Consider the following 26,283-nt stretch of genomic DNA (forward strand, 5'->3'; position numbering starts at 1 on the left):
CCACCAGGGTGGGCCTGTCGGCGAAGGGGGTGCGCGATTCGGTCACCGGGCCAGTCTCGGGACCGGCCGGGCCGCGCCGCAAGGGATCAGTGGGCGGCGGCCTCCCAGTTGGCGCCGATGCCGACCGAGACGTCGAGCGGGGCGCGCAGCGGGTAGGCGGCGGCCATCTGTTCGCGGACCAGGGTTTCGACCTGTTCGCGCTCGCCGGGGGCGAGTTCGAGGACGATTTCGTCGTGGACCTGGAGCAGCATGCGGGACTTCAGGTCGGCGGCGCGGAGGGCTTCGTCGACGCGGAGCATGGCGATCTTGACGATGTCGGCGGCGGAGCCCTGGATGGGGGCGTTGAGAGCCATGCGTTCGGCCATCTCGCGGCGCTGGCGGTTGTCGCTGGTGAGGTCGGGCAGGTAGCGGCGGCGGCCGAGCAGGGTCTCGGTGTAGCCGACGGCGCGGGCCTCCTCGACGACGTTCTGCAGGTAGTCGCGGACGCCGCCGAAGCGCTCGAAGTAGGTGTCCATCAGGCCCTGGGCCTCGCCGGGCTTGATGCCGAGCTGCTGGGACAGGCCGTACGCGGACAGGCCGTAGGCGAGGCCGTACGACATGGCCTTGATCTTGCGGCGCATCTCGGCGTCGACGGAGTCGGGGCAGACCGCGAAGACCTGGGAGGCGACGGTGGTGTGCAGGTCCTCGCCGGAGGCGAAGGCCTCGATCAGGGCCTCGTCCTCGGACAGGTGCGCCATGATGCGCAGTTCGATCTGCGAGTAGTCGGCGGTGAGCAGCGACTCGTAGCCCTCGCCGACCACGAAGGCGCGGCGGATGGCGCGGCCCTCCTCGGTGCGGACGGGGATGTTCTGCAGGTTCGGGTCCTGGGAGGAGAGCCGGCCGGTGGCGGCGACCATCTGGTTGAAGGTGGTGTGGATGCGGCCCTGCGGCGAGACGGTCTTGAGCAGGCCCTCGACGGTGGTGCGCAGCTTGGCCTGGTCGCGGTGGCGGAGCAGGATGACCGGGAGTTCGTTGTCGGTCTGGGTGGCGAGCCAGGTGAGGGCGTCGGCGTCGGTGGTGTAGCCGGTCTTGATCTTCTTGGTCTTGGGCAGGTTGAGGTCGCCGAACAGGATTTCCTGGAGCTGCTTGGGCGAGCCGAGGTTGAACTCGCGGCCGGCGGCGGCGTGCGCCTCTTCGACGCAGCGCTGGATCTCGGCGGCGAACTGGGCTTCCAGGCCCTGCAGCCAGGCGCGGTCGGCGGCGATGCCGTAGCGCTCCATCCGGGCGAGGAGTTCGGCGATGGGCAGTTCCATGTCGTGGAACAGCTTGTCGGCGCCGACCTCGGCGAGCCGGGTGTCGAAGAGTTCGGCGAGGTCGTGGATGGCGCGGGCCTCGGTCATCAGGGCCTGGGCGCCGGCGGTGGGGTCGGGCTCGTCGGCGTCGAAGCTGAGCTGGCCGGTCTCGGCCTGGGCGGCGGGGGCGAGCGAGCGGGCCAGGTACTCCTCGGCGAGGACGTCGAGGGTGAAGGTGCGGCGGCCGGGCTTCTCCAGGTAGGCGGCGAGCGCGGTGTCGGCGCTGACGCCGGCGAACTGCCAGCCCTGTTCGGCGAAGGCGCGGATGACCTGCTTGGCGATGTGCAGGGCCTTGGGGCGCTCGGGGTCGGCGAGCCAGGCGGTGAACGCCCGGTCGTCGTTCTCGTCGAGCGTGGCGGGGTCGAACCAGGCGGCGGCGGTGCCGGTGGCGAGCGCGACCTGCTTGACCTCGCCTGCGCCGAGGGCCCACGCGTAGTCGGCGGCGAGCGCGGTGCGTTCGCCCTTGCCGGTGTGCTCCTCCAGCCAGGCGGTGAGCGCGCCGGGTTCGGTGAGCAGGTCGCCCTCGACGGCGGGGCCGGTGGGGATCTCGGCGGCGGCGCTCTCGGCGCCGGCCGGGTCGATGCCGTGCACCCGGTCGCGGAAGTTGGGGTTGCGGAACTCCAACGCCTCCATCAGCCGGGCGATTTCCTCCCGGTCGAACGGCGTGCGCTCCAACTGCGGGACGGCGAGCGGGAGTTCGACGTCCCGGACGAGCTCGGTGAGGACCCGGTTGCGCTTGACGGAGTCGAGGTGCTCGCGGAGCTTCTCGCCGATCTTGCCCTTGACCTCGTCGGCCCGGTTGACCAACTCCTCGAAGGAGCCGAACTGGTTGACCCACTTCGCGGCGGTCTTCTCGCCGACGCCGGGGATGCCGGGCAGGTTGTCGGACGGGTCGCCGCGCAGCGCCGCGAGGTCCGGGTACTGGTCGGGGCGCACGCCGTACTTCTCGGCGACCTTCTCGGGGGTGTAGCGCGTCAACTCGGAGACGCCCTTGGTCGGGTAGAGCACGGTGACGTGCTCGTTGACCAGCTGCAGCGAATCCCGGTCGCCGGTGACGATGAGCACCTCGAAGCCCTCGGCCGCGGCGGCGGTGGCCAGGGTGGCGATGATGTCGTCGGCCTCGAAGCCCTCGGCGGTGAGCCGGGGGATCCGCATCGCGTCGAGGAGTTCGCCGATCAGCGGGATCTGGCTGCGGAACTCGTCGGGCGTCTTGGCGCGGTTGGCCTTGTACTCGGGGAACTCGGCGGCGCGGAAGGTCTGCCGGGAGAGGTCGAAGGCGACCGCAAGGTGGGTGGGTGCCTCGTCGCGCACGGTGTTGACCAGCATCGAGGTGAAGCCGTACACCGCGTTGGTGTGCTGGCCGGTGGTGGTGGAGAAGTTCTCCACCGGCAGGGCGAAGAAGGCCCGGTAGGCCATCGAATGCCCGTCCAGCAGCATCAGCCGGGGCCGTTCGGCCGCACTCTTGCCTGCACCCTGTGTCGCCACGTCACGTCCTGTTCCTGCCGGATTGCACTGCCTCCACGATCCTATGGCCCGTGGCCGACATCTCCCGGCGCGGCGCGGAGCACCTCCCTACTGGCGGGTAGACAGTCGTACGATCGACGCGCACAGACGAAGTGAACCCCCGAACAGGAGCACCATGACCGACGCGGCGCCCGTACTGAACGTGCCCCAGGACGTGCTGGACCACTTCGCGAAGCTGGGGGTGAGCCCGGAGACCTTCTCCGGCGGGCACCTGGGCGAGAAGCTGGGCATCACCATCGTCGAGGCCTCCCCGGACCGGGTGGTGGGCACCATGCCGGTGGAGGGCAACCAGCAGCCGTACGGGCTGCTGCACGGCGGCGCCTCGGCCGCGCTCGCGGAGACCCTGGGGTCGATCGGCGCGATGCTGCACGCCGGCCCGGGCCGCTACGCGGTGGGTGTGGACCTGAACGCCACCCACCACCGCTCGGCCACCTCCGGCCTGGTGACGGGCGTGGCGACGGCGGTGTTCAAGGGCCGCACCGCGGCGACCTACGAGATCGCGGTGACGGACGACACCGGCCGCCGGATCACCAGCTGCCGACTGACCTGCATGCTGCGCGACCTGTAACCCGTAGATCCCCAACTCCCTACGCGCCCCCGGTGTTTGGCCACTCCCCGGCAGGGGAAATCTCGGCTGGACGAGGGGGCGCCGTCATGTCCGCAGAGAGCGAAAGACCGGGCGAACCAGGAGGGTTCCTCGGCCCGGTGGAGCCGGGCGAGGGTACCTGGACGCAGTTCCGGAGGAACGCCGACCAGCCGCCACGCCTGCTGAGCCTGCGTCAGAAGTCGCTGGTGGTCGGCCTGTTGCTGGCGCTGGCGCTCGCCCTGACCGTCCGTCACGCGCTGGACCGCTCGGCGGCGGCCGGCCCGGCGCCGTCGGAGCTCGCACTGCCGTTCCCTTCGCAGGCCACCCGGTTCGAATACGGCGGCCCGCTGCCGGCCTGGCAGGACTCGTTCGCGCTGTCGCTGACAGTGCACAACACCAGCGCGGGCCCGGTGGACGTGCTGGCGGTGAGCCAGGGCTACCGCGGGCTGTCGGTGGCGGTGGCGGGCTTGCTGCCGCAGACGGTGCCGCCCGGGCAGACGGTCTCGCTGCGGGTCGGCCTGCGGGTGACGGACTGCTCGGCCGCCCCGGCGGACGCCGGAATGCCCTTCCTCGACGTCACGCTGCGTAACACGCGTGCCATCGAGACCCAGAGCGAGATCCTGGGCGACTCGTACGCCCGCGACCTGTCCACCGCCCTGCACGCCACCTGCGACAGTCCCGATAATCGGACGCCGACGACCAGCCCGACCGCGCCGGACAAACCTGTTCGATAAGCGGAGTTCCCAAGCCTGAACAGGGAGTTGAGAACCCTCACCGTTCACTCCTCGGAGTGGGGCCCGGAATCGAGGGCTCCACCTGGGATTTTTCGACCGCGCACAGAGATCAACTTCCGGCGTGGTCATAACAAGAGAATCACAGCCTCTCTCGCCCCTCTGCCCGAGCCGCCGCGCCCGGTCTAGAGTCACGCCCAGTCACCGTCTGTCCGATTTTCGGGCTCGGTCGACGCGTTCCGGCACCGCCAGCCCTGTGCGCGTGTCTTCCGTCCAGAAGGAGACCCCCGTCGTGCGAAAGAGCTCACTTCTTGTCGTGACCATTGCAGTTACCGGAGCGCTCACCCTCTCGGCCTGTGGCTCGCGCGGTGACAAGTCCACGGAGGGCGGGAAGGCCGGCGGCACCACCAAGGTGGTCATCGGTGTGGACGCCCCGATCAGCGGCAAGCTGTCCGCGCTGGGCCTGGGCATCAGGAACTCGGCCGAACTCGCCACCAAGAAGGCCAACAAGGACAACCTGGTCCCCGGCGTCACCTTCTCCATCGAGGCCAAGGACGACCAGGCCAACCCGACCTCCGGCAAGCAGAACGCCACCGCCCTGGTCGACATGAAGGACGTCATCGGCGTGATCGGCCCGCTGAACTCCAGCGTCTCGCAGACCATGCAGAAGGTCTTCAACGACGCCAAGCTGACCCAGGTCTCCCCGGCCAACACCAGCCCCGAGCTGTCGCTCGGCCCGGACTGGGGCAGCAGCAAGTTCACCCGCCCGTACGCCTCGTACTTCCGCACCGCCACCACCGACGTGGTGCAGGGCAAGTACGCCGCCCAGTACCTGTTCACCGAGGCGAAGAAGACCAAGGTCTACGTCATCGACGACAAGAAGACCTACGGCGCGGGCCTGGCGGCCATCTTCCAGGAGGAGTTCAAGAAGCTCGGCGGCACCGTGGCCGGCACCGACCACATCAACCCGGACGACAAGGACTTCTCCGCGGTCGCCACCAAGGTCGCCGCCTCCGGCGCCGACTCGGTGTACTACGGCGGCGAGTACCCGGAGGCCGGCCCGCTCTCCGACCAGATCAAGAAGGCCGGCGCGAAGATCCCGCTGATGGGCGGCGACGGCATCTTCGACGCCGAGTTCATCAAGCTCTCCAACAACAACAGCGACGGCGACCTGGCCACCTCGGTCGGTGCCCCGGTGGAGGAGCTGCCCTCCGCCAAGGCCTTCATCTCCGACTACTCGGCCGCCGGCTACAAGGACGCGTACTCCGCGTACGGCGGCTACTCGTACGACGCCGCGTGGTCGCTCATCGAGGCCGTCAAGGCCGCGGTCGAGCACAACGGCGGCAAGGTGCCCAGCGACCTGCGCACCAAGGTGCTGGCCGAGATGGCCAAGGTGAACTTCTCCGGCGTCACCGGCCAGGTCTCCTTCGACCAGTACGGCGACACCACGAACAAGCAGCTCACCGTCTACAGCGTCAAGGGCGGGGAGTGGAAGGCGGTCAAGAGCGGTACCTACACCGGCTGATTCCGCACCGCACCAGCCGATGTCCGGCGGGGGGCGCCACAAGTGCCCCCCGCCTCCTCATACCCCCCTATCCACGGAGGCCCGCGGTGCACGAACTGCCGCAAAACCTGGCCAACGGACTGATGCTCGGCCTGATGTACGGCCTGATCGCCATCGGGTACACGATGGTCTACGGCATCGTCCAACTCATCAACTTCGCCCACGGCGAGATCTTCATGATCGGCGGCTTCGGGGCACTGACCGCCTACGCCGCGCTGCCGCACGGCACTTCGCTCTGGCTGGCGCTGCCGGTCATGATCCTGGGCGGCGTGATCGCCTCCGTGCTCACCGCCACCGCGGCCGAGCGGTTCGCCTACCGGCCGCTGCGGACCGCGCCCCGGCTGGCCCCGCTGATCACCGCGATCGGCCTGTCCATCGCGCTGCAGCAGGTGGTCTGGGCGTTCTACCCGGGAGCCAAGAAGGCCATCTCCTTCCCGCAGTTCGAGGGCGCCAACGTCAGCCTCGGCCTGTTCCACCTGCAGCGCAACGACCTGTTCCTGCTGGCCGCGGCGCCGCTGTGCATGCTGATCCTGGCCTCGTTCGTGCGCTTCACCCGCACCGGCCGGGCCATGCAGGCCACCGCGCAGGACCCGGACACCGCGAAGCTGATGGGCATCAACACCGACCGGATCATCGTGATCGCCTTCGCACTGGGCGCGGCCTTCGCCGCGGTCGCGGCCGTGGCGCACGGTCTGCGGTACGGCCAGGTCGACTTCATGATGGGCTTCCTGGCCGGTCTGAAGGCCTTCACCGCCGCCGTGCTGGGCGGCATCGGCAACATCTACGGCGCGATGCTCGGCGGGCTGGTCCTCGGCGTCGCCGAATCGCTGGCCACCGCGTACATCCAGAACGTCCCCGGCATGCACCAGCTCGGCGGCGGCGCCTGGGCCAACGTGTGGGCGTTCGTCCTGCTGATCGTCGTGCTGCTGGTCAGGCCACAGGGCCTGCTCGGCGAGCGCGTCGCGGATCGGGCGTGAACACCATGAAAGCAACTTCCCACGAGACCAAGCCCGTTCTGCCGCTGCCCGGCACCGCGGCGCTCGCCGCCGCGGTGGCCGGCGGGGTGCTGGCCGCCGCGTCGGCGGCGATGTCCTGGACCTGGACCGACCGGTTCCCCGGCGACCTCACCTACTACGGTTCCCCGGCCGGCCTGCAGTGGCTGGCACTGGCCGGCGGCCTGCTGACCGCGCTGCTGGCGCTCGCCGCCCGCGGGCTGAAGGGCCTGCGCTGGCTGAGCCCGTCCGGCAGCCACAACGGCGTGCTGTTCGCCGCCCTCGGCACCCTCGCGGTGTGCTGGTACTCGGTGATCGCGATCTCCGTCGAGCTGGACGGCCTGGTCAACCTCGACCCGGGCGGCTGGGTCGCCGCGGTCGGCTCGCTGCTCGCCGTGCTCGGCGCGCTCGGCCTGCCGCTGGACCGCCGCCGCACCGTCAAGCAGGCCCCCGTCGCCTGGTGGTGGTACCTGGTCGCGGGTGTCGCGCTGGTGCTGCGGGTCGGCTTCGGCCAGGGCTGGGCGCTGAACGCCGTTCCGCCCGGGATCCGGCCGATCTTCAGCGAGAACCTGTGGTTCTTCGTCGCGGTGCCGGTCGTGATCCTCGGCTTCCGGCTCTGGCAGCTGCTGGACGCCTGGCTGCGGATCGGCCGGATCGAGCGCCCGCTGCCCGCCGCCCGCGCGCTGCCGTCCTGGGCGGAGATCCTGGTGATCACCGCGGTGTTCGCGCTCGGCCTGGGCGTGGTCGAGTTCGGCATCTCCACCGAGTACGGCGAGCTGTTCATCGGCTTCCTGCTGCTCGCGGTCTTCGCCACCGCCGCCCTGCTGGCCAGCGGCGCGGTCGGCCGGCTGAGCGAACTGACCACCCGGCACCGCGCGGTGACCACCGGCGCGGCGTTCGCCGCCGCGGGCGCGTTCCCGTTCACCCAGAGCAGCGAGACGTACGTACTGATCGGGGCGAACATCCTGATCTTCGCCACGGTGGCGCTCGGCCTGAACGTGGTGGTCGGCCTGGCCGGTCTGCTGGACCTCGGCTACGTGGCCTTCCTCGGCGTCGGCGCCTACGCGGCCGCGCTGGTCTCCGGTTCGCCGTACTCGGTGTTCCGCGGCCTGCACCTGCCGTTCCCGCTCGCGGTGCTGATCGGCGCGCTGGCCGCGCTGGTGTTCGGCGTGGTGATCGGCGCCCCGACGCTGCGGCTGCGCGGCGACTACCTGGCGATCGTCACGCTCGGCTTCGGTGAAATCTTCCGGATCGCCATGAACAACCTGGACGGCCGCTCCGGCCCGAGCCTGACCAACGGCCCGAACGGCGTCGCGGCGATCCCCGACGTCAACCTGTTCGGCTTCGACTTCGGTCAGCCGCACGACTTCGGCTTCGTCCAGCTCGGCAAGTTCGGCAACTACCTGCTGCTGATGCTGGTGGTCACCGCGATCGTCGTGGTGGTGTTCGGCCGGGTCGCCAACTCCCGGATCGGCCGCGCCTGGGTGGCGATCCGCGAGGACGAGACGGCGGCCGAGGCGATGGGCATCAACGGCTTCCGGGTGAAGCTGATCGCCTTCGCGCTGGGCGCCACCCTGGCCGGTCTGGCCGGCGCGGTGCAGGCGCACGTGGCGGGCGCGGTCTCCCCCGACCAGTACCAGTTCGCCGGGCCGGTCCCGCCGAACTCGGCGTTCCTGCTGGCCGCGGTGATCCTCGGCGGCATGGGCACCATCAGCGGTCCGCTGGTCGGCGCGGCGCTGCTGTTCCTGATCCCGGCGAAGCTCCAGTTCCTGCAGTCCTACCAGCTGCTGGCGTTCGGCGTCGCGCTGATCCTGCTGATGCGCTTCCGCCCCGAGGGGCTGATCGCCAACCGCCGGCAGAAGTTGGAGTTCCACGAGGCCGAGCTGCCCGCGCAGGGCGGCCCGACCGACGACGCACTCTCGAAGGCAGGGGCGTGAGCACTATGACCACCGACACCGCGCCCGCCGCGCCGCTCGCCGAACCCGTGCTGACCGCCAGCAACGTGGTGATGCGCTTCGGCGGCCTGACCGCCGTCAACCAGGTCAACCTGACGGTCCGCCAGGGCGAGATCGTCGGCCTGATCGGCCCGAACGGCGCCGGCAAGACCACCTTCTTCAACTGCCTGACCGGGCTGTACGTCCCGACCGCGGGCACCGTCATGTACAAGGGCAAGGTGCTGCCGCCCAAGCCGCACCTGGTCACCCAGGCGGGCATCGCCCGGACCTTCCAGAACATCCGGCTGTTCTCCAACATGACGGTGCTGGAGAACGTCCTGGTGGGCCGGCACACCCGCACCAAGGAGGGCCTGTTCTCGGCGATCGTCCGCGGCCCCGGCTACCGGCGGGCCGAGGCCGAGAGCCGCGAACGGGCCATGGAACTGCTGGAGTTCTGCGGCCTGGCCGCGAAGTCCGAGCACCTGGCCCGCAACCTGCCCTACGGCGAGCAGCGCAAGCTGGAGATCGCCCGGGCGCTGGCCTCCGAGCCCGGGCTGCTGCTGCTGGACGAGCCGACCGCGGGCATGAACCCGCAGGAGACCCGGGCCGCCGAGGAGCTGGTGTTCGCGATCCGGGACCTCGGCATCGCGATCCTGGTGATCGAGCACGACATGAAGTTCATCTTCAACCTGTGCGACCGCACGGCGGTGCTGGTGCAGGGCCAGAAGATCGTCGAGGGCGACCGGGAGACCGTCCAGAACGACGAGCGGGTCGTCACCGCCTACCTGGGTGCCCCGCTCGAAGACACCACCGCAACGGAGGCCGACCAGTGACCGCTCTGCTGGAGGTCGAGGACCTTCGCGTCGCCTACGGAAAGATCGAGGCCGTCAAGGGCATCAGCTTCACCGTCGAACAGGGCGAGGTCACCACCCTGATCGGCACCAACGGCGCCGGCAAGACCACCACCCTGCGCACCCTGTCCGGCCTGCTCCGGCCGACCGCGGGCAGGATCACCTTCCAGGGCGAGCCGATCGACACCGTGCCCGCGCACAGGATCGTCGCCCTGGGCCTGGCCCACTCCCCCGAGGGCCGGCACATCTTCCCCCGGATGACCATCGAGGAGAACCTGCTGCTCGGCGCGTTCCTGCGCCGCGACCAGGCGGGCATCACGGAGGACGTGGAACGGGCCTGCACGCTGTTCCCGATCCTCGCCGAACGACGGAAGCAGGCCGCCGGCACGCTCTCCGGCGGCGAGCAGCAGATGCTGGCGATGGGCCGGGCGCTGATGTCCCGTCCGAAGCTGCTGATGCTGGACGAGCCGTCGATGGGCCTGTCGCCGCTGATGATGCAGAAGATCATGGCGACCATCATCGAACTGCGCGCCACCGGCACCACCATCCTGCTGGTGGAGCAGAACGCGCAGGCCGCGCTGTCGCTCTCGGACCGCGCGTACGTGATGACCACCGGCGAGATCACCCTCTCCGGCACGGGCGCGGAACTGCTCCGCGACGACACCGTGCGCCGCTCGTACCTGGGCGAGGACTGACCCTGCGTCAGCAAGGTGCCCGCCGTCGGACCTCCGACGGCGGGCACCTCGGCGTTCGGGCGGGCTCAGCCCTCGGTGGCCTCGGCCTGCTTGCGGTCCTGGGCGGCGCCCTCCTCGATCACGGCCTCGGCGACGGCGGCCATGGTCATCCGGCGGTCCATCGAGGTCTTCTGGATCCAGCGGAACGCGGCGGGCTCGTTCAGTCCGAACTTGGTCTGCAGCACGCTCTTCGCCCGGTCGACCAGCTTGCGGGTCTCCAGGCGCTGCGAGAGGTCCGCGATCTCCTGCTCCAGGGTGCGCATCTCGGTGTAGCGGGAGACCGCCATCTCGATCGCCGGCACCAGGTCGCTCTTGCTGAACGGCTTCACGATGTACGCCATCGCGCCGGCGTCGCGCGCCCGGTCGACCAGTTCGCGCTGCGAGAAGGCGGTGAGCATCAGCACCGGGGCCAGGTGCTGCTCGTGGATCCGCTCGGCGGCGGACAGACCGTCCAGCACCGGCATCTTGACGTCCAGGATGGCCAGGTCGGGCCTGAGCTCCTCGACCAGCCGGAGCGCCGTCGCACCGTCACCGGCCTCACCGACGACGGTGTAGCCCTCCTCCTCCAGCATCTCCTTGAGGTCGAGGCGGATCAGTGCCTCGTCCTCGGCGATGACGATTCGGGTGATCTGGGGCAAGTCGGTGTCAAGCGGCTGGGCCTGCTCGTCGGCGGTGCTCACGGGGCTCCTCGGTCCGGCGGGGTGCTGCATGCACGAGCCTACCCAGACACGGTATGTTTGGTTCACCACGGTGGGGGGTTTGACCTTCTAACCGTTGGGCCCCGATAGCCCAATCGGCAGAGGCAACGGTCTCAAACACCGTCCGGTGTGGGTTCGAATCCCACTCGGGGCACTTTCTCTTCGATTCCATGGTCACCGACCTTGGAGTGTGCGCCGCCGTAGTGATCATCACTGCGGCGGCGTTGCTGTTTCTGCGGACCGACCGTCTCACCCAGCGAGACAGCCCCTAGGACGCCAGGTGCAGTCCGCCGGGCAGGCCGGCCCGGTGGGCGAGGGCGGCGGCCTCGCCGCGGGAGGTGACGGCGAGTTTGGCCAGGATGTTGGCGACGTGGAACTTCACCGTGGACTCGCTGATGTGCAGCGCGGCGGCGATGTCCCGGTTGCGGCGGCCCCGGGCGAGCTGGTCGAGGACTTCCAACTCGCGGGCCTGAAGGCCGTCCAGCGGGCCGCCGGCCGCGGCGGGTTCGGGCAGCGCGAGCGGCAGGTCCACGGTGACGGTGGCGCCCCAGCCGGGGACGGCCTCGACGGTGCTGCGGCCGCCCAGCGCGGCGATCCGCTCCGCGGTGCGGTGCACGCCCAGCGCGTCGGCCGCCAGCACGCCGAGGCCGTCGCCGCGCACCACCGCGCGCAGGATCGCGTCGGGAGTGAACTGCCAACTGACGTGCAGCCGCGCGGGCCTCTCCTGGTCGAGCATCACCAGCACGGCGGCCCGGACGGCGTCCCGCGCGGTGTGCGCCAGGTCGGCGGGGACGGAGCGGGCGGCGTCGGCCGGAGGTGCGACGTCGAGGCGGATCCGGGTGTGGCGCAGCAGCGGGCGCAGTTCGCGGGCCAGCCGGGCGAACGCGGCGTCGGCGGGTTCCTCGCTGAGGGTGCGGTCCAGGTCGGCGGAGCGGCGCACGTCGAGCAGGGCGGTGACGGCGAGTTCGGTGGCGGCGCGGCGGGCGGCGGCGTCGTCCAGGTCGGCGGAGCGCAGCGGGGCGAGGATGGCGGTGAGCGCGGCGCTGTGGGCGCCGGTGGATTTGGCGATGGCCCAGGCGCGGGCGTTGGCGGAGACCCGGGAGACGGCGGCCTGGGCGGGGGCGGCGTCGGTGGCGCGGTGTTCGGAGTGGGCGACGAGCAGGTCCCACAGTGGTTGCAGAATCTCCAGCGCGTCCGTCGCGAGCGGCCGGTCGTCCGGCCGGACCAGCACCAGGACGGCGCCCTTGCCGGAGCCAGGCGTGGTGGTGATCACCACCAACGGCCGCTCGGCCCCGGCGAGTTGGGCCTTCCCCTGCCAGGGGCGGCCGGGCCCGGCCTCGGTCAGGGCGCGCTCGCCGAGCCGGGAGATCACCAGGCTGCCGAAGGCGTCGGCGAACTCCGGCGGACCGACGGTGTTCGCCGGCGAGTACGCGCAGACGCCGCTGAGCTGGGCGGCCGCGACGTGCGGGACCAGCGGTTCGAGCACCTCGGACAGCCGCGCCAGCAGGCCGGGGCGGGGTTCGCGCAGCACCTCGACGACGCGGGCCAGCGCGTCCTGCGGGCGGGCCCAGGGGGCGGTCTCGTCCATACCCGTCAGCCTAGTTCGGGCGCCGCGCGTCGGCCCTGGCTTTTCGGCCAGGTCGAACTGGCCGAAAGGCTGGCCGGGCAGCGCTTGCCGCGGGACCAGGATGGAACTCGTCGGAGCAACCAACTCCCCTCGATTCCAAGGACATTGCCATGACCAAGGCCATTGCTTTCGCACAGTACGGCGACCCGGACGTGCTGCGCCCGATCGACCTCGACCTGCCCGTGCCGGGCCCGCGCCAGGTGCGGGTCGCGATCCGTGCGGTGGGCGTCAACCCGCTGGACCACAAGCTGCGCAGCGGCATGCTGGACGGTTTCTTCCCGATCTCCTTCCCGTGGGTGCCGGGCCACGAGGTGGCGGGCGTGGTGGAGGCCGTCGGCGCGGAGGTGACCGAGTTCGCCGTCGGGGACGAGGTGTTCGGTTCGGTGCACGGTGGCGGTTACGCCGAACACGCCCTGGTGGAAGCCGAGTTGCTGGCCCGCAAGCCGGCCTCGCTGAGCTGGGCGGAGGCGGCGGCGCTGCCGGTGGCGGCGGAGACCTCCGAGCGGATCCTCGGCGTGCTGGGTGTGCGGCCTGGCGAGACGCTGCTGGTGCACGGTGCGGCCGGCGGTGTCGGCACGCTGCTGCTGCAGTTCGCCCGGGCCCGCGGCATCACCGTGGTGGGCACCGCGAGCGAGCCCAACCACGAGTACCTGCGGTCGCTGGGCGCGATCCCGGTGGCGTACGGCGAGGGTCTGGCCGAGCGGGTGCGGGCGGCGGCCCCGGGCGGGGTGGACCGGGCGCTGGACGCGTCCGGGAAGGCCGACGAGGTGCCGGTGTCGATCGAACTGACCGGCAGCGCGGACCGGGTGCTGACCATCACCTCGCCGATGGCCGGCCAGCAGCACGGCGTCCGTTTCACCGGCGGCGACGAGGTCGAGCAGTACCACCCGCGGGCGTTCGCGGCCGCGCTGGCGCTGCACGGGGCGGGCACCCTGGTGCTGCCGATCCACCGGGTGCTGCCGCTCGCGGACGCGGCCGAGGCGCACCGGATCAGCGAGCACGGCCACCTGCGCGGCAAGATCGTCCTGACGGTCTGACACGAAGGGCCGCCCTCCGGGGGGCGGCCCTTGCGCCGTCAGTTGTCCAGCTCGCCCACGTGGTGCACCCGCACCAGGTTGGTGGAGCCGGCCAGGCCGGGCGGGGAGCCGGCGGTGATCACCACGATGTCGCCGCGCTCGCAGCGGCCCAGGCCGATCAGTTGGGCGTCGACCTGGGCGACCATCTCGTCGGTGGTGGTGACGTACGGGCCGAGGAAGGTCTCCACGCCCCAGGTGAGCGCCAACTGGCTGCGCACGGCGGGCTCGTAGGTGAACGCCAGGACCGGGATCGGCGAGCGGTAGCGGGTCAGCCGGCGGGCGGTGTCGCCGCTCTGGGTGAACGCGATCAGGTACTTGGCGTCCAGGAAGTCGCCGATCTCGGCGGCGGCCCGGGCGACCGCGCCGCCCTGGGTGCGCGGCTTGCCCTTCCCGGTGAGCGGCGGCAGCCCGGCGGCCAGCACGTCGGACTCGACGGCCTCGACGATCCGGGCCATGGTCCTGACCGTCTCCACCGGGTACTTGCCGACCGAGGTCTCGCCGGACAGCATCAGCGCGTCGGTGCCGTCGAGCACCGCGTTGGCGACGTCGGACGCCTCGGCGCGGGTCGGCCGGGAGGCGTTGATCATCGAGTCCAGCATCTGGGTGGCGACGATCACCGGCTTGGCGTTGCGCTTGGCCAGCTTGATCGCCCGCTTCTGGACGATCGGCACCTGCTCCATCGGGAGTTCGACGCCGAGGTCGCCGCGGGCGACCATCAGACCGTCGAAGGCGTCCACGATGGAGTCCAGGTTGTCCACCGCCTGCGGCTTCTCGATCTTGGCGATGACCGGGATCCGGCGGCCCTCCTCGGCCATCACCCGGTGCACCTCCTCGACGTCCTTCCCGCTGCGCACGAACGACAGCGCGATGATGTCGGCGCCGGTCCGCAGTGCCCAGCGCAGGTCTTCGACGTCCTTGTCGGAGAGCGCGGGCACGGAGACGGCGACTCCGGGCAGGTTGAGGCCCTTGTGGTCGGAGACCAGACCTCCTTCGATGACGATGCAGTGCACCCGGGGGCCCTCGACGTGGGTGACCTCCAGGCAGACCCGGCCGTCGTCGACCAGGATCCGCTCGCCGCGCGACACGTCGGCGGCCAGGCCCTTGTACGTGGTGCCGCAGATGTCCCGGTCGCCGGGGACGTCGTCGGTGGTGATGGTGAACTCGTCGCCGCGTTCCAGCAGCACGGGGCCGTCGGCGAAGGTGCTCAGCCGGATCTTCGGGCCCTGCAGGTCGGCGAGCACCCCGACGCTGCGGCCTGTCTCGTCCGAGGCCTTGCGGACCCGGTGGTAACGCTCCTCGTGCTCCGCGTGGGAGCCGTGGCTGAGATTCAGTCGGGCGATGTCCATGCCGGCGTCGACCAGGGCCTTGATCTGGTCGTACGAGTCTGCGGCAGGCCCGAGAGTACAGACGATTTTTGCTCGGCGCATGGCTCCGAAACTATGGCATTACCGAGCCGTAACAACGCGCTTCCGGCCAATCCTCCCATGACAGTTGGCGAAAGATTTGTTGACATCTTCCACCGGCCGGAACCGGTGGCCGCCGGCCCTCGCGAGTCGGGCTTTCTGCTTCGCAGCCGGCTGCCGACCCGGGTCACCGGCTGTGGGACGGAGCGCCGCCCATCGGTCTCACATCAGCTCCACAGACCTGACTTCCCGCCGGCCCGGCGGCAGGCGCCGGTCGGCTCGGTTTTCGCCGGCCGGACGCACCGTCGCGCATACCCCTCCGGCCTGCACGACCGGCGGCCGGAACCGGGTGAATTCCCACGCCTTCGATTGACGCACAGTCGCGCGGGCGGATGGGGCGGCGTCACGGATGAGTTGCCCAGATCTCACCTGTTGGAAAGCTCGCGGGGCTGGTACCGGAGGCGAGAAGAGGGCAGACTGCCACACGCGTTTTCTACGCGCGTCGCGGCAGGTGGCGGGGGGTCAGCCGTCCCGCCGCCATGCCCGCCTGACGGCCCGTACGCCCGACTTGGAGTCTTGATGTCCCTGAACCGCCGTGACTTCGTCACCCGCTCCGCCGCCACCGCGGCCGGTGCCGCCCTGGCCGGCGGCCTGACCGCCGCCGTGGCCACCCCCGCCGCCGCGGCGGACCAGAACCAGGACGAGTTCCGCGGCCGGGGCCCCGTCCCGTTCAAGGCGAGCTTCACCGTGATGGGCACCACCGACCTGCACGGCCACGTCTTCAACTGGGAGTACTTCACCGACTCCGAGTTCGACGACAAGGCCCACAACGACGTCGGCCTGGCCAAGGTCTCCACCCTGGTCGAGCAGGTCCGCGCCGAGAAGGGCCGCGGCCACACCCTGCTGATCGACGCCGGCGACACCATCCAGGGCACCCAGCTGTCCTACTACTACGCCCGGGTCGAGCCGATCACCGGCAAGCGCGCCCCGGTCCACCCGATGGCCGCCGCGATGAACGCCATGGGCTACGACGCCGCCGCGCTCGGCAACCACGAGTTCAACTACGGCATCCCGCTGCTGCGCGCCTACCAGGACCAGCTGGACTTCCCGCTGCTCGGCGCCAACGCGCTGAACGCCAAGGACGACAAGCCGGCCTTCCCGCCCTACGTGATCCGCGAGCTGCACCTCGGCCACGGCCGCCCGATCCGGGTCGGCATCCTCGGCCTCACCAACCCGGGCATCGCGATCTGGGACAAGGCCAACGTCCAGGGCAAGCTGACCTTCCCGGGCATCCCCGAGGTCGCCGCCAAGTGGGTGCCGAAGCTGCGCGCCGCCGGCGCCGACGTGGTCGTGGTCTCCGCGCACACCGGCGTCGACGACCCGTCCTCCTGGGGCGACCAGCTGCCCTACGCGGAGAACGCGGGCGCCGCGATGGCCGCCACCGTCCCGGGCATCGACGCGGTGCTGGTGGGCCACGCCCACAAGGAGATCGCGCAGCGGATCGTGGTCAACACCCAGACCGGCAAGAACGTCGTGCTGTCCGAGCCGCTGTGCTGGGGCGAGCGCCTGACCTGCTTCGACTTCGAGGTCGAGTTCGCCCGCGGCCAGTGGACCGTCACCGGCGTCACCTCGCGACTGCTGAACTCCAACACCGTCGCCGAGGACCAGAAGATCGTCAAGCTGGTCGACGCCCAGCACAAGAAGGTCGTCGCGTACGTCAACCAGGTCATCGGCACCTGCAAGGAGAGCCTCTCCATCGCCGAGTCCCGGTTCAAGGACACCCCGATCATCGACCTGATCGGCCGCGTCCAGGCCGACGCCGTGCGCACCGCGCTGGCCGGCGGCCAGTACGCGAGCCTGCCGGTGATCGCCCAGACCGCGCCGTTCAACCGCACCGCGGTCATCCCGGCCGGGGAGGTCAAGCTGCGCGACGCGGCCGGCCTGTACATCTACGAGAACACCCTGGAGGCCCGGATCCTGACGGGCGCCCAGATCAAGGACTACCTGGAGTACTCCGCCAAGTACTTCGCCCAGGTCGCCCCGGGCGCGCCGATCAACCTGGACACCCTGACCAACCAGGCCAACAACACGCCCGACTACAACTACGACTCGCTCTACGGCGTCAGCTACGACATCGACATCGCGCAGCCCGTCGGCAGCCGCATCGTCAACCTGTCGTACCAGGGCAAGCCGGTCGACCCGACCGCGCAGTTCGTCCTCGCCGTCAACAACTACCGGGCCAACGGCGGCGGCAACTTCCCGCACGTCGCCAAGGCGCAGCAGGTGTGGGCGAACTCCGAGGAGATCCGCAACACCATGATCGCCTGGGTGAAGGCCAAGGGCGTCATCGACCCGGCCGACTTCTACGGCCAGTCCGGCTGGCGCCTGGTCCGCGCCGGCGTGCCGGTCTTCTAAGTCCCGCTCGCGCAGGGGCCGTTCGGACAGTCGTCCGGACGGCCCCTGTCCGGTCTCCGGAACCGTTGTGCCCCTTGGTCCGTCCAACTCACAATCGAGGCACGGACATTGAGGGGGCAATGGACATGCGCGGACGGATCGCGATGACGACAGTGGCGGTGGCACTGCTGCTCGGCGGGTGCACGAACAACTCGGGGACGCCGACACCGGGGAGCAGCCCGAAGGCGGCACCCAGGCCGAGCCTGATCACGGCCGGACCGGAGGTGCGCCCCGCCACCGGCGAGGCGGCCAAGCGGGCGGCGGAACTGACCGCTGCCTGGCCCGGCTCGCCCACCCAACAGGTCTGGGAACACGGCTACTTCCCGACCGAGGACTCCACCGTGTGGATGCCCGAGGGGGCGTTCCACAGCGACGACGACAAGGCCGCCTACTATTCCCACCACTTCGACCTGAAGACCACCCTGCCGGTCGCCGTGTCCGGCACCGCCGAGGTCCGGTTCGCGGACGGCACCCGGCTGACCCTGCCGCAGCGCACCGCACAGGCCGTCCTCGACTCACTGACCGAACACAGCAACCCCTGCCCCGCCCAGTGCTACCGGCTGGCCGTCACCGCCGTCCAGCCCGGCACCACCACCGTGGCCACCAGTCGCGGCCAAGCGACCATCCCGGTATGGGAGTTCACCATCACCGGCTACGACCACCCCTTCCGCTACCCCGCCGTCCTCCCCCAGGCCCAGGCCGGTCCGGCGCCCGGATCCGACACCGACCCGGCCACCACCTGGCTGCGCAAGGCCTCCCCCGACGGCCTGGTCCTCACCGCCTCGGTGCCGCACGGCAGTTGCGACACCGTCCTGCCCGGCGAGGTCCACGAGACCGACCAGGCCGTCGTCCTGATCGGCCGCACCACCCCGGACAAGTCCGACGGGCCATGCACCGCCATCCTGCTCTCCACCGCGGTCGAGTTCCGCCTCTCCCGCCCCCTCGGCCTCCGCCCCGTCCTCGGCCTCGGCGACGGCCGCCCGCAGACCGTGGCAGCGCACTAGCCTGACCGCATGCTGATCACCGACCGCCTCACCCTGCGCCCCTGGGAACCCGCCGACCGCGACCGCGCCTTCGACCTGTACTCCCGCTGGGAGGTGGCCCGTTGGCTCGGCCGCGAACCCCGCGCCCTCACCGAGCCCGCCGAAGCGGACGGGATCATCGCCCGCTTCCGCTCCCGCTGCACGCCGGACGGCCGGTACGGCGTCTGGGCGGTCGAGGTCCGCGAGACCGGCGTGATCGCCGGGACGCTGCTGCTGATCCCGATACCGGACGGCGCCGGCGAGATCGAGATCGGCTGGCACTTCCACCCGGACAGCTGGGGCCACGGCTACGCGACGGAGGCCGCGGCCGCGCTCCGCGACCGCGCCTTCGCCGACGGACTCACGGAGCTGTACGCCGTCGTCCGCCCAGACAACACCCGCTCGATGGCGGTCTGCCACCGCCTGGGCATGACGCCACTCGGCCGCACCGACCGCTGGTACGGCACCGAGCTGGAGGCGTTCCGCCTCGGCCGATAGGGGGCGAGACACAGGCGGGCGCGAATCCGGGGGCCCGGCACCTGCGCGCAGCCGAACCCCGCCGCGTTCCGCGGAACCGGATCACTGGGCACCCCGTCCAACTCGCGATCGAGAAACGGACGTTGAGGGGACGATGGACATGCGTGGACGGATCGCCGTGGCGACGGTGGCAGTGGCGCTACTGCTGGGCGGGTGCGCGAGCACCTCGCCGACACAGACACCGGCAGTGGGAAGCAACGCGGCACTCGCGCCCAGCCTGGTCACCGCCGGCCCCGAGGTGCACCCCGCCACCGGCGACGCGGCCCGGCGGGCGGCGGAGGTGACGGCCGCCTGGCCCGGCTCGCCCGCCCAACAGGCCTGGGAACACGGCTACTTCCCCACCGAGGAAACCACCGAGTGGCTGGCCGGCGGCGCGTTCCACAGCGGCGACGACAAGGCCGCCTACTACTCCGGCCACTTCGACCTGAAGACCACCCTGCCGGTCGCCGTCTCCGGCACCGCCGAGGTGCAGTTCGCGGACGGCTCCCGGCTGACCCTGCCACAGCGCACCGCACAGGCCGTCCTCGACTCACTGACCGAGAAGGGCAGGGTCTGCCCCGGCGACTGCGGCGGCCGGCTGACCATCACCGCCGTCCAGCCCGGGACCACCACCGTGGCCACCAGCCGCGGCCAAGCGACCATCCCCGTCTGGGAGTTCACCATCACCGGCTACGACCGGCCGTTCCGCTACCCCGCCGTCCTCCCCCAGGTCCCGGCCGGCCCCGCGTACGGCCCCAACTCCGAACCCGGCTCCACCTGGCTGCGCTCGGTCTCCAGTGACGGCCTGGTCCTCACCGCCACTGTCCCGCACGGCACTTGCTCCACCCTCCTGCCCGGCGAGGTCTACGAGACCGACCAGGCCGTCGTCCTGATCGGCCGCACCGCCACCGTCACCCCCGACCCCGACCACGTCTGCGACGCCGCCCTCCGCGCCACCCCGGTCGAGTTCCGCCTCTCCCACCCCCTAGGCACCCGCGCCGTCCTCGGCCTCGCCGACGGCCGCCCGCAGGCACTGCCCGGGCAGCACTGACACCCCACCCGCAACCGGGCGGCCGGAGTTGAGCGTCCGACCTCACACTGGTCGGGGAATCGGGGGGACGGCTTCATGTCGGAATGGAGGGGCGTGGCGCAAGGCTGCGCCGTGATCGTGGGCGTGCTGCTCGCGGGGTTGGCCGGGGCGGGCATCTGGATCGCGGTGTACATGCAGGGCGACCCGCAGCCCGACGTCGCCAAGGCCGCCCGGTCGCACACCGCCCGCGCGGCGGACCTGTTGGTCACCGCCCACGTGGACCAGCAACTCGCCCAGCTGCGCACCGCGTTGCCCTGGGCGACCCACCTGGGGACAACCGTGGCGGACATCTGCGAGACCTACCCGGCCAACACCGGCTTCACCCGCCGGACCTGGACCCCGGTGATGTGCACCAGAACCGGCACCGCCTACCTGGCCTTCGACGGCGACTTCCGCGAGCACCTCGCCCAGCTCGATACAGCCCTCGCCGCCGAAGGATGGAAGCCCACCAACAATGCAGGGGATCAGCCCGGCCTGGTCGCGGACCTCGACTACACCCACCGCCCACCCGGCGACGCGACCGCGGCCGAGCTCGCGGAGGCAGCCGCCCGACCGAACGTGGCCACTGTGCGGTACACCCTGCCGATCCCCTCCACCTTCGCGGTCCCACCGGGCGCCGGCGGCGGCCCCTTCCCGATCGGGACGGTCGAGGTGGCCCAGGCCCCCCACTTGCCGACCATCGACGACGGAACGGCCGCGCACGACCTGACGCTCGAGACCAGGCACTTCGTGGACTGGCAGCCGTACAGCCACACCCAGCTCTCCACCGCGTACCCGGCGCACGGCGCGATCCTCGCCATCTCGGTCCGCCTGCCCTACAACACGTAGCTGGCGGGCGCGAAACCGGGGGCGCTGGGGGTACCCCCAGGCGAAGCCGAGGGGGCGGCACTGCGCGAAGCGGAAGGACCCGACCGCAAGATCGCGACGCAGGGCAATGACTTGCCGTCGATCGCGACCTTGCGGATGGGCGGCAACTCCTAGAACGGGAAGCGCGACCGCCCGTGCTGAATCGAGATCCACTTCACCGTCGTGAACGCGTCCACGCTGGTCTCACCGTTCAGTCGCCCCAGCCCCGAGTTCTTCTGCCCCCCGAACGGCACCAGCGGCTCGTCCGCGATGGTCCCGTCGTTGACGTGGATCATCCCGGTGTCGATGCGCTGCGCGAACCGCACGCCGCGCTCGATATCCGCGGTGTGAACGGCCCCGGACAGGCCGAAGGGCGTGTCGTTGGCGATCCGGACGGCCTCGTCCTCGCCGTCGAACGGAATCAGCAGCGCAACGGGCCCGAAGATCTCACGCTGCAGAATCGGCGCGTCCGCCGGAATGTCCGTCAGGACCGTCGGCTTCACCAGCGTGCCCACGGTCACCCCGTGCAGCAGCGGCCGAGCGCCGGCCGCGATCGCCTGGGAGACCTCCGCGGTGATCGACTCGGCCTGCGCGGAGTTGATGAGCGGCCCGAGCTGGGTGTCCGGGTCGCCGGGGTCGCCGGCCCGCAGGGAGGCGACCTTCGCGGTGAACTTCTCGCTGAACTCGGCGAACAGCGAACGGTCCACCAGGATCCGGTTGGCGGCCATGCAGATCTGCCCCTGGTGGACGAAGCGGCTGGCCACCGCAGCGTCCACCGCGTAGTCGACGTCCGCGTCGTCGAGCACCACGAGGGCGCTGTTGCCGCCGAGTTCGAGCACGGTCCGCTTCAGGTGGCTCGCGGCGACGGTGGCGACGTGCCGGCCGACGGTGTCGGAGCCGGTGAAGGCGATCACCTTGGGCACGGGGTGCTCGATGAACACGTCGCCGATCTCGGCGATGTCGGTGAGGACGACGTTGAGCAGGCCGGCGGGCAGCCCGGCCTCCTCGAAGATCTTGGCGATCAGGGTGCCGCCGGCCACCGGCGCGTCCTGGTGGGGCTTGAGGACGACCGCGTTGCCGAGTGCGAGCGCGGGCGCGACGGCCTTCAGCGACAGGAAGACGGGGGCGTTGAACGGGCTGATCACGCCGACCACGCCGACCGGCAGGCGGTAGAGGCGGTTCTCCTTGCCGGGCACCGGGGAGGGCAGGATCTTGCCCTCGACGCGCATCGCGGTCGTCATGGACTCCCGCAGCATGTCCTTGACCAGCGAGAGTTCGAACGCGGACTTCATCAGGGTGCCGCCGAGTTCGACGGTCATCACCTCGAGGATCTCGGCCTCGCGGGCCTCCACCACCTGCAGTGCCCGCTCGAACACCAGTCGGCGCTCGTAGGGGCTGGTGGCGGCCCAGGCGGGCTGGGCCCGCTCGGCGGCGCGGTAGGCCTGGTCGATCTCCTCGGCGGTGGCGACGGTGAACGAGGCCAGCTTCTCCCCGCTGAAGGGATCGAGGTCCACGATGTCCCAGGAGCCGGTTCCCGGCCGCCACTGGCCGTCGATGTACTGCTGGGCGAGTTCCGCGATCAAGGACATGCGATCCCTTTCGGCGCTAACGATCACCTACTGACGGATCATCATCTTAATTGCGGGCTAGCTCTCCTGGAGGATCTCCGCCAGAAGAGACCGGGTCTCCTCCTCGGACAGCGCCGCCGCCGACACCCGGTCCAGCGCGGCCGCGTACTCGGCGACCTCGCTCGGCTTGTCCAGGTACAGCGCGGTGGTGAACTGCTCGACGTACACCACGTCCACCAGGTCCGGCTCCGGGAAGCACAGCACCGTGAACGCCCCGCTGTCCGCCGCCAGCGCGCCCATGCCCAGCGGCAGCACCCGCAGGCTGATGGTCTCGCGCAGCGACAGCTCGGCCAGCCGCGCCAGCTGACCGCGCATCACCTCCGGCCCGCCGCACGGCCGCCGCAGCGCCGTCTCGTCGACGATCAGCTCCAGCCGGGCGGTGGTGTCCGCCGCGAGGTACCGCTCCTGGCGGCGCAGCCGGACGGCCGCCCGCCGGGTGATCTCCTCCTCCGGCGCGCTGGGGCTGCCCGCCCGCATCACCGCGTGCACGTACTCGGGGGTCTGCAGCAGCCCGGGCACGAACTGCACCTCGTAGCTGCGCACCAGGTTCGCCGCGTCCTCCAGGTTGAGGTACGTCTGGAACCAACCGGGGATGACGTCCCCGTAACCGTGCCACCAGGCCGGGGCGTTGGTCCCGCCGACCAGGCCGAGCAACGCCGCCCGGGACTGCTCGTCCTCGACGCCGTACAGCGTCAGCAGGTCCGCCACGTCGCGCTGCTTGAAGCCGACCCGGCCGAGCTCCATCCGGCTGATCTTCGACTCGGAGGCGCGGATCGAGTAGCCCGCGTCCTCCCGGGTCACACCCCGGGCCTCGCGCAGGCGCCGCAACTGGGCACCCAACTGGATGCGACGCGCGGTCGCACCGCTGCCCGTCTGCAGGCCCGTCATGCAAACCTCCGCGCCGAACCAACAGTTGGACCCTGTAGGGATGCAGTCTGCCACTGCCCGGCGACACTCCGCGAGGGGCTTCCGGCATTTGGCCAAGCCGTTGCACAGTTGTACTGCAACGCCGCTCAGGACAGTGCCGGCAGCACCTCGGCAAGATCGGTGCGGGAACTCACCCCGAGCTTCGGATACGCCTTGTACAGATGGTGGCCGACGGTACGGGCGCTGAGGAAGAGCTGTGCGGCGATGTCCCGGTTGGACAGGCCCTGCGCGGCCAGCCGGACGATCTGCGACTCCTGCGGCGTCAGACCCGCCACCACCTTGACCGGGCCGCGCGCGGCGGGCGCGCCGGTGGCGTCCAGCTCCAGCCGGGCCCGCTCCGCCCAGGGCAGCGCGCCCAGTTGGCGCAGCGTCTGCTCGGCCGCCCGCAGTGGCACCCGGGCCTCCGCCTTGCGCCGGGCCCGGCGCAGCCACTCGCCGTACAGCAGCTCGGTGCGGGCCTGCTCCCACGGACGCGGCTGCTCGGCGTGCCGGGCCAGCGCCGCCAGGTACAGCTCCTCCGCCAACTCCTCGGGGGCCAGCAGCGCGTGGCAGCGGTGCACCAGCGCCCGCGCCCACGCCTGCCCGCTGCGGTCCGCCCACCGTTCGAACCGGGCCAGCGGCTCGGCGACCTCCTCCGGCCGGCGCAGCCGCACCGCCGCCTCCACCAGGTCCGGCACCGAACGGACCGCCGACACCTGGAAGTTCTGTCCGCCGCCGGCAAGCGCCGCCAGCTGCCCGAAAGCGTCCTCGGCCCGGCCCGCGCCCAACTCCAGCACGCCGAGCGCCCACTGCGCCCACCGCGCCCCGGACGCGCCGCGGGCCCGCGCCAGCCCCGCCTGCTCCCGGCACCGCGCGTCCTCGCCGCGGGCCGCCGCCAGGTACGCCAGGAAGCCGTGCGTCTGCCCGGTCCACTGCGGCTGCCCGCAGTCCTCGGCCAGCCGCAGCGCCTCCCCGGCGTGCTCGTCGGCGGTGCCCGGACGGCCGGTGAACAGCTCGGCCTCGGCCAGGAAGAACAGCAGCGTCGGCAGCGTCCCGAACAGGCCGCCCTCCCGGGCTTCCCGGACCAGCCGGCCCGCCAGGTCGAGCACTTCCTCGTCCTGCCCCGCGCCCAGCGCGGCCCCGCACACCAGCGCCAGGTCCACGGGCGCCACCGCCCCGGAGGCCCGCGCCACCCGTTCGGTCTCCGCCGGGGTCGGCCCGTCCGGCGCGTCGCCCAGCGCCCGGGCCAGGTAGCGGGCCACCGGCGCCAGCGGATCGCCCGCCGGGAGAACGAGGTCGTCGAGCGCCGTGAGCGTGCCGCGGACCGACTCGGCGTCCAGGTACCAGGCCGCGTGCACCGCCTGCACCAGCACCCGGGCCGCCGGGCCGGGCGCGAACTCCGCCGCCAGCGCCGCCGCCTCCGTCAGTCGCAGGTGCGCGGAGCGGTGCTCGCCGCGCCAGAACTCGGCCACCCCGCGGGCGAACAGCAGGTGCGCCCGGGTCACCGCGTCCAGCCCGGGGACGTCCGCCGCGGCCGCCAGCGCCTCGGCCCGGCCGAGTTCGCCCGCCTCCAGCGCGGCCTCCACCGCCTCCACCGTCAACTCCCGCGCCCGCGACGGGTCCGGGCTCAGCCGCGCGGCCCGCTCGTACGCCGCCGACGCGCCCAGGTGGCCGCCACGCCACGCCGCGCCCGCCGCCGCCGACGCCAACTCCTCCGCCACCGCCGCGTCCCGGCCGGTCGCCGCGAGGGCCAGGTGCCAGGCCCGGCACAGCGGCGCGCGCTCGCCGTACGCCTGCGCCAGCGCGGTGTGCGCGGCCAGCCGGTCCACCAGCGGGGCCCGGTCGATCAGCGCCGAACGCAGCATCGGATGCCGGAAGGTCACCTGGTCGGCGTCCAACTCGACCCGCACCAGCCCCTGTTGCTCGGCAGGCGCGAGGTCCGCCACGGTCAGCCCGCACTCGGCCGCCGCGCGCAGCAGCACCTCCAGTGAACCGGACTCCTCCAACGCGGCCAGCAGCAGCCACCGTTGGGCCCCGCCGGGCAGGCGGCTCACCTGCCCGTGGTACGTCAGCCGCAGCCGCCCCGCCGGGGGCAGCATGCCGGCGACCTCGCCCGCCGAAAGCTCCAGCAGCGCCAGGGGGTTGCCCTGCGCCGCCTTCAACACCTGGTCGGTATCGGCGAGTTCGGGCGCGACGGCGGCCAGCAGCTCGGCGGCGGCCCGGTCGCTCAGCGGCTCCACCCGCAACTCGGGCAGCCCCGGCAGCTCCGGGCCGTCCGTCCGGGTCGCCAGCAGCAGCGCCACCGCCTCCGCGCCCAGCCGGCGGGCCGCGACCTGCAACGCCGCCACGGACTCCCGGTCCGCCCACTGCACATCGTCCACCAGGCACAGCAGCGGCCCCTGCTCGGCGAGATCGCCCAGCAGCGTCAGCACCGCCAACCCCACCAGCAGCCGATCCCCCGCCGGACCGTCCGACAGCCCCAACACCCGCTCCAGCGCCGCCCGCTGAGGCCCCGGCAGCTCCGGCACCCGGTCCAGCACCGGCGCCAGCAACTGACTCAGCGCCGCATACGGCAGCCGGGCCTCCGACTCCACGCCCGTCGCCCGCAACACCCGTCCCGGGGCGCTCACGGCCGCCTCGGCCAGCAACGCGCTCTTCCCGACCCCCGGCTCCCCACGCAGCACCAGCACCCCGGCCCGGCCCGCAACTGCCGCCTCCAGCAGCCGGCCGACCGCCGCCTGCTCCGCCCCCCGCCCGTACAGCACCATGC

20 protein-coding genes and 1 tRNA gene are annotated in these 26,283 nt (G+C 71.6%); 14 read left to right on the top strand and 7 right to left on the bottom strand.

Annotated elements, in window-relative coordinates:
- Window positions 1-86: 86 nt before the first annotated feature.
- Window positions 87-2,768 (bottom strand): DNA polymerase I, encoded by a 2,682-nt coding sequence (gene polA / locus ACGFWJ_RS13270; protein WP_392948736.1) that lies wholly within the window; start codon window positions 2,766-2,768, stop codon window positions 87-89.
- A 202-nt stretch (window positions 2,769-2,970) separates the two neighbouring features.
- Between polA and ACGFWJ_RS13275 the strand changes: the two genes are divergently transcribed.
- From ACGFWJ_RS13275 to ACGFWJ_RS13305, 7 genes are all read left to right on the top strand, one after another.
- Window positions 2,971-3,423 carry a PaaI family thioesterase gene (locus ACGFWJ_RS13275; RefSeq protein ID WP_073813597.1) on the top strand — a complete coding sequence of 151 codons (453 nt, stop codon included), beginning with the start codon at window positions 2,971-2,973 and terminating at the stop codon, window positions 3,421-3,423.
- 86 nt (window positions 3,424-3,509) lie between these two features.
- Complete coding sequence (locus ACGFWJ_RS13280) at window positions 3,510-4,175, top strand: hypothetical protein (RefSeq protein ID WP_392948552.1); 666 nt, start codon at window positions 3,510-3,512, stop codon at window positions 4,173-4,175.
- A 289-nt stretch (window positions 4,176-4,464) separates the two neighbouring features.
- Window positions 4,465-5,697, top strand: a complete 1,233-nt coding sequence (locus tag ACGFWJ_RS13285) for an ABC transporter substrate-binding protein (protein ID WP_392948555.1) — start codon at window positions 4,465-4,467, stop codon at window positions 5,695-5,697.
- Window positions 5,698-5,783: 86 nt separating this feature from the next.
- Window positions 5,784-6,713, top strand: coding sequence for a branched-chain amino acid ABC transporter permease (locus tag ACGFWJ_RS13290; RefSeq protein WP_387645765.1), 930 nt, complete (start codon window positions 5,784-5,786; stop codon window positions 6,711-6,713).
- Between the two features lie 5 nt (window positions 6,714-6,718).
- Window positions 6,719-8,665 (top strand): branched-chain amino acid ABC transporter permease, encoded by a 1,947-nt coding sequence (locus ACGFWJ_RS13295; RefSeq protein ID WP_392948559.1) that lies wholly within the window; start codon window positions 6,719-6,721, stop codon window positions 8,663-8,665.
- Window positions 8,666-8,670: 5 nt separating this feature from the next.
- Entirely contained in the window at window positions 8,671-9,495 is an 825-nt protein-coding gene (locus tag ACGFWJ_RS13300) for an ABC transporter ATP-binding protein (protein WP_387645993.1), read from the top strand.
- Window positions 9,492-10,208 carry an ABC transporter ATP-binding protein gene (locus ACGFWJ_RS13305; RefSeq protein WP_392948561.1) on the top strand — a complete coding sequence of 239 codons (717 nt, stop codon included), beginning with the start codon at window positions 9,492-9,494 and terminating at the stop codon, window positions 10,206-10,208. Before ACGFWJ_RS13300 ends, ACGFWJ_RS13305 begins: the two co-directional genes overlap by 4 nt.
- Window positions 10,209-10,273: 65 nt before the next feature.
- Here the strand turns inward: ACGFWJ_RS13305 and ACGFWJ_RS13310 are convergent, their stop codons facing one another.
- Complete coding sequence (locus ACGFWJ_RS13310; RefSeq protein WP_387645771.1) at window positions 10,274-10,927, bottom strand: ANTAR domain-containing response regulator; 654 nt, start codon at window positions 10,925-10,927, stop codon at window positions 10,274-10,276.
- Window positions 10,928-11,025: 98 nt separating this feature from the next.
- Between ACGFWJ_RS13310 and ACGFWJ_RS13315 the strand changes: the two genes are divergently transcribed.
- A tRNA-Leu gene (locus ACGFWJ_RS13315) sits at window positions 11,026-11,099 on the top strand.
- Between the two features lie 114 nt (window positions 11,100-11,213).
- Here the strand turns inward: ACGFWJ_RS13315 and ACGFWJ_RS13320 are convergent.
- On the bottom strand, window positions 11,214-12,533 hold the full coding sequence (locus tag ACGFWJ_RS13320) for a LuxR C-terminal-related transcriptional regulator (protein WP_392948564.1): 1,320 nt from the start codon (window positions 12,531-12,533) through the stop codon (window positions 11,214-11,216).
- A 149-nt stretch (window positions 12,534-12,682) separates the two neighbouring features.
- Between ACGFWJ_RS13320 and ACGFWJ_RS13325 the strand changes: the two genes are divergently transcribed.
- Complete coding sequence (locus tag ACGFWJ_RS13325; RefSeq protein ID WP_392948566.1) at window positions 12,683-13,609, top strand: NADP-dependent oxidoreductase; 927 nt, start codon at window positions 12,683-12,685, stop codon at window positions 13,607-13,609.
- Between the two features lie 38 nt (window positions 13,610-13,647).
- Here ACGFWJ_RS13325 and pyk read toward each other — a convergent pair whose 3' ends face one another.
- Entirely contained in the window at window positions 13,648-15,075 is a 1,428-nt protein-coding gene (pyk, locus tag ACGFWJ_RS13330) for a pyruvate kinase (RefSeq protein WP_392948568.1), read from the bottom strand.
- 555 nt (window positions 15,076-15,630) lie between these two features.
- Here pyk and ACGFWJ_RS13335 point away from each other — a divergent pair.
- From ACGFWJ_RS13335 to ACGFWJ_RS13355, 5 genes are all read left to right on the top strand, one after another.
- The gene (locus tag ACGFWJ_RS13335; protein ID WP_392948571.1) at window positions 15,631-17,466 is read left to right on the top strand and encodes a bifunctional metallophosphatase/5'-nucleotidase; all 1,836 of its coding nucleotides are present in this window, start codon (window positions 15,631-15,633) and stop codon (window positions 17,464-17,466) included.
- A gap of 125 nt (window positions 17,467-17,591) precedes the next feature.
- Window positions 17,592-18,509 carry a hypothetical protein gene (locus tag ACGFWJ_RS13340; RefSeq protein WP_392948573.1) on the top strand — a complete coding sequence of 306 codons (918 nt, stop codon included), beginning with the start codon at window positions 17,592-17,594 and terminating at the stop codon, window positions 18,507-18,509.
- 9 nt (window positions 18,510-18,518) lie between these two features.
- Entirely contained in the window at window positions 18,519-19,025 is a 507-nt protein-coding gene (locus tag ACGFWJ_RS13345; RefSeq protein ID WP_392948576.1) for a GNAT family N-acetyltransferase, read from the top strand.
- 133 nt (window positions 19,026-19,158) lie between these two features.
- The gene (locus ACGFWJ_RS13350; RefSeq protein WP_392948578.1) at window positions 19,159-20,094 is read left to right on the top strand and encodes a hypothetical protein; all 936 of its coding nucleotides are present in this window, start codon (window positions 19,159-19,161) and stop codon (window positions 20,092-20,094) included.
- A 75-nt stretch (window positions 20,095-20,169) separates the two neighbouring features.
- On the top strand, window positions 20,170-20,961 hold the full coding sequence (locus tag ACGFWJ_RS13355) for a hypothetical protein (protein ID WP_392948580.1): 792 nt from the start codon (window positions 20,170-20,172) through the stop codon (window positions 20,959-20,961).
- 149 nt (window positions 20,962-21,110) lie between these two features.
- Here the strand turns inward: ACGFWJ_RS13355 and ACGFWJ_RS13360 are convergent, their stop codons facing one another.
- The 3 genes from ACGFWJ_RS13360 to ACGFWJ_RS13370 all read right to left on the bottom strand — a co-directional run bounded on the left by ACGFWJ_RS13360 (window position 21,111) and on the right by ACGFWJ_RS13370 (window position 26,281).
- Window positions 21,111-22,568, bottom strand: coding sequence for an aldehyde dehydrogenase family protein (locus ACGFWJ_RS13360; RefSeq protein WP_392948583.1), 1,458 nt, complete (start codon window positions 22,566-22,568; stop codon window positions 21,111-21,113).
- A gap of 57 nt (window positions 22,569-22,625) precedes the next feature.
- Window positions 22,626-23,495, bottom strand: a complete 870-nt coding sequence (locus tag ACGFWJ_RS13365) for a helix-turn-helix domain-containing protein (RefSeq protein WP_387863898.1) — start codon at window positions 23,493-23,495, stop codon at window positions 22,626-22,628.
- 125 nt (window positions 23,496-23,620) lie between these two features.
- Window positions 23,621-26,281, bottom strand: coding sequence for an ATP-binding protein (locus ACGFWJ_RS13370; RefSeq protein WP_392948587.1), 2,661 nt, complete (start codon window positions 26,279-26,281; stop codon window positions 23,621-23,623).
- Between the last annotated feature and the right edge of the window lie 2 nt (window positions 26,282-26,283).

It is taken from the genome of Kitasatospora sp. NPDC048407 (assembly GCF_043200475.1).
Lineage (GTDB): Bacteria > Actinomycetota > Actinomycetes > Streptomycetales > Streptomycetaceae > Kitasatospora.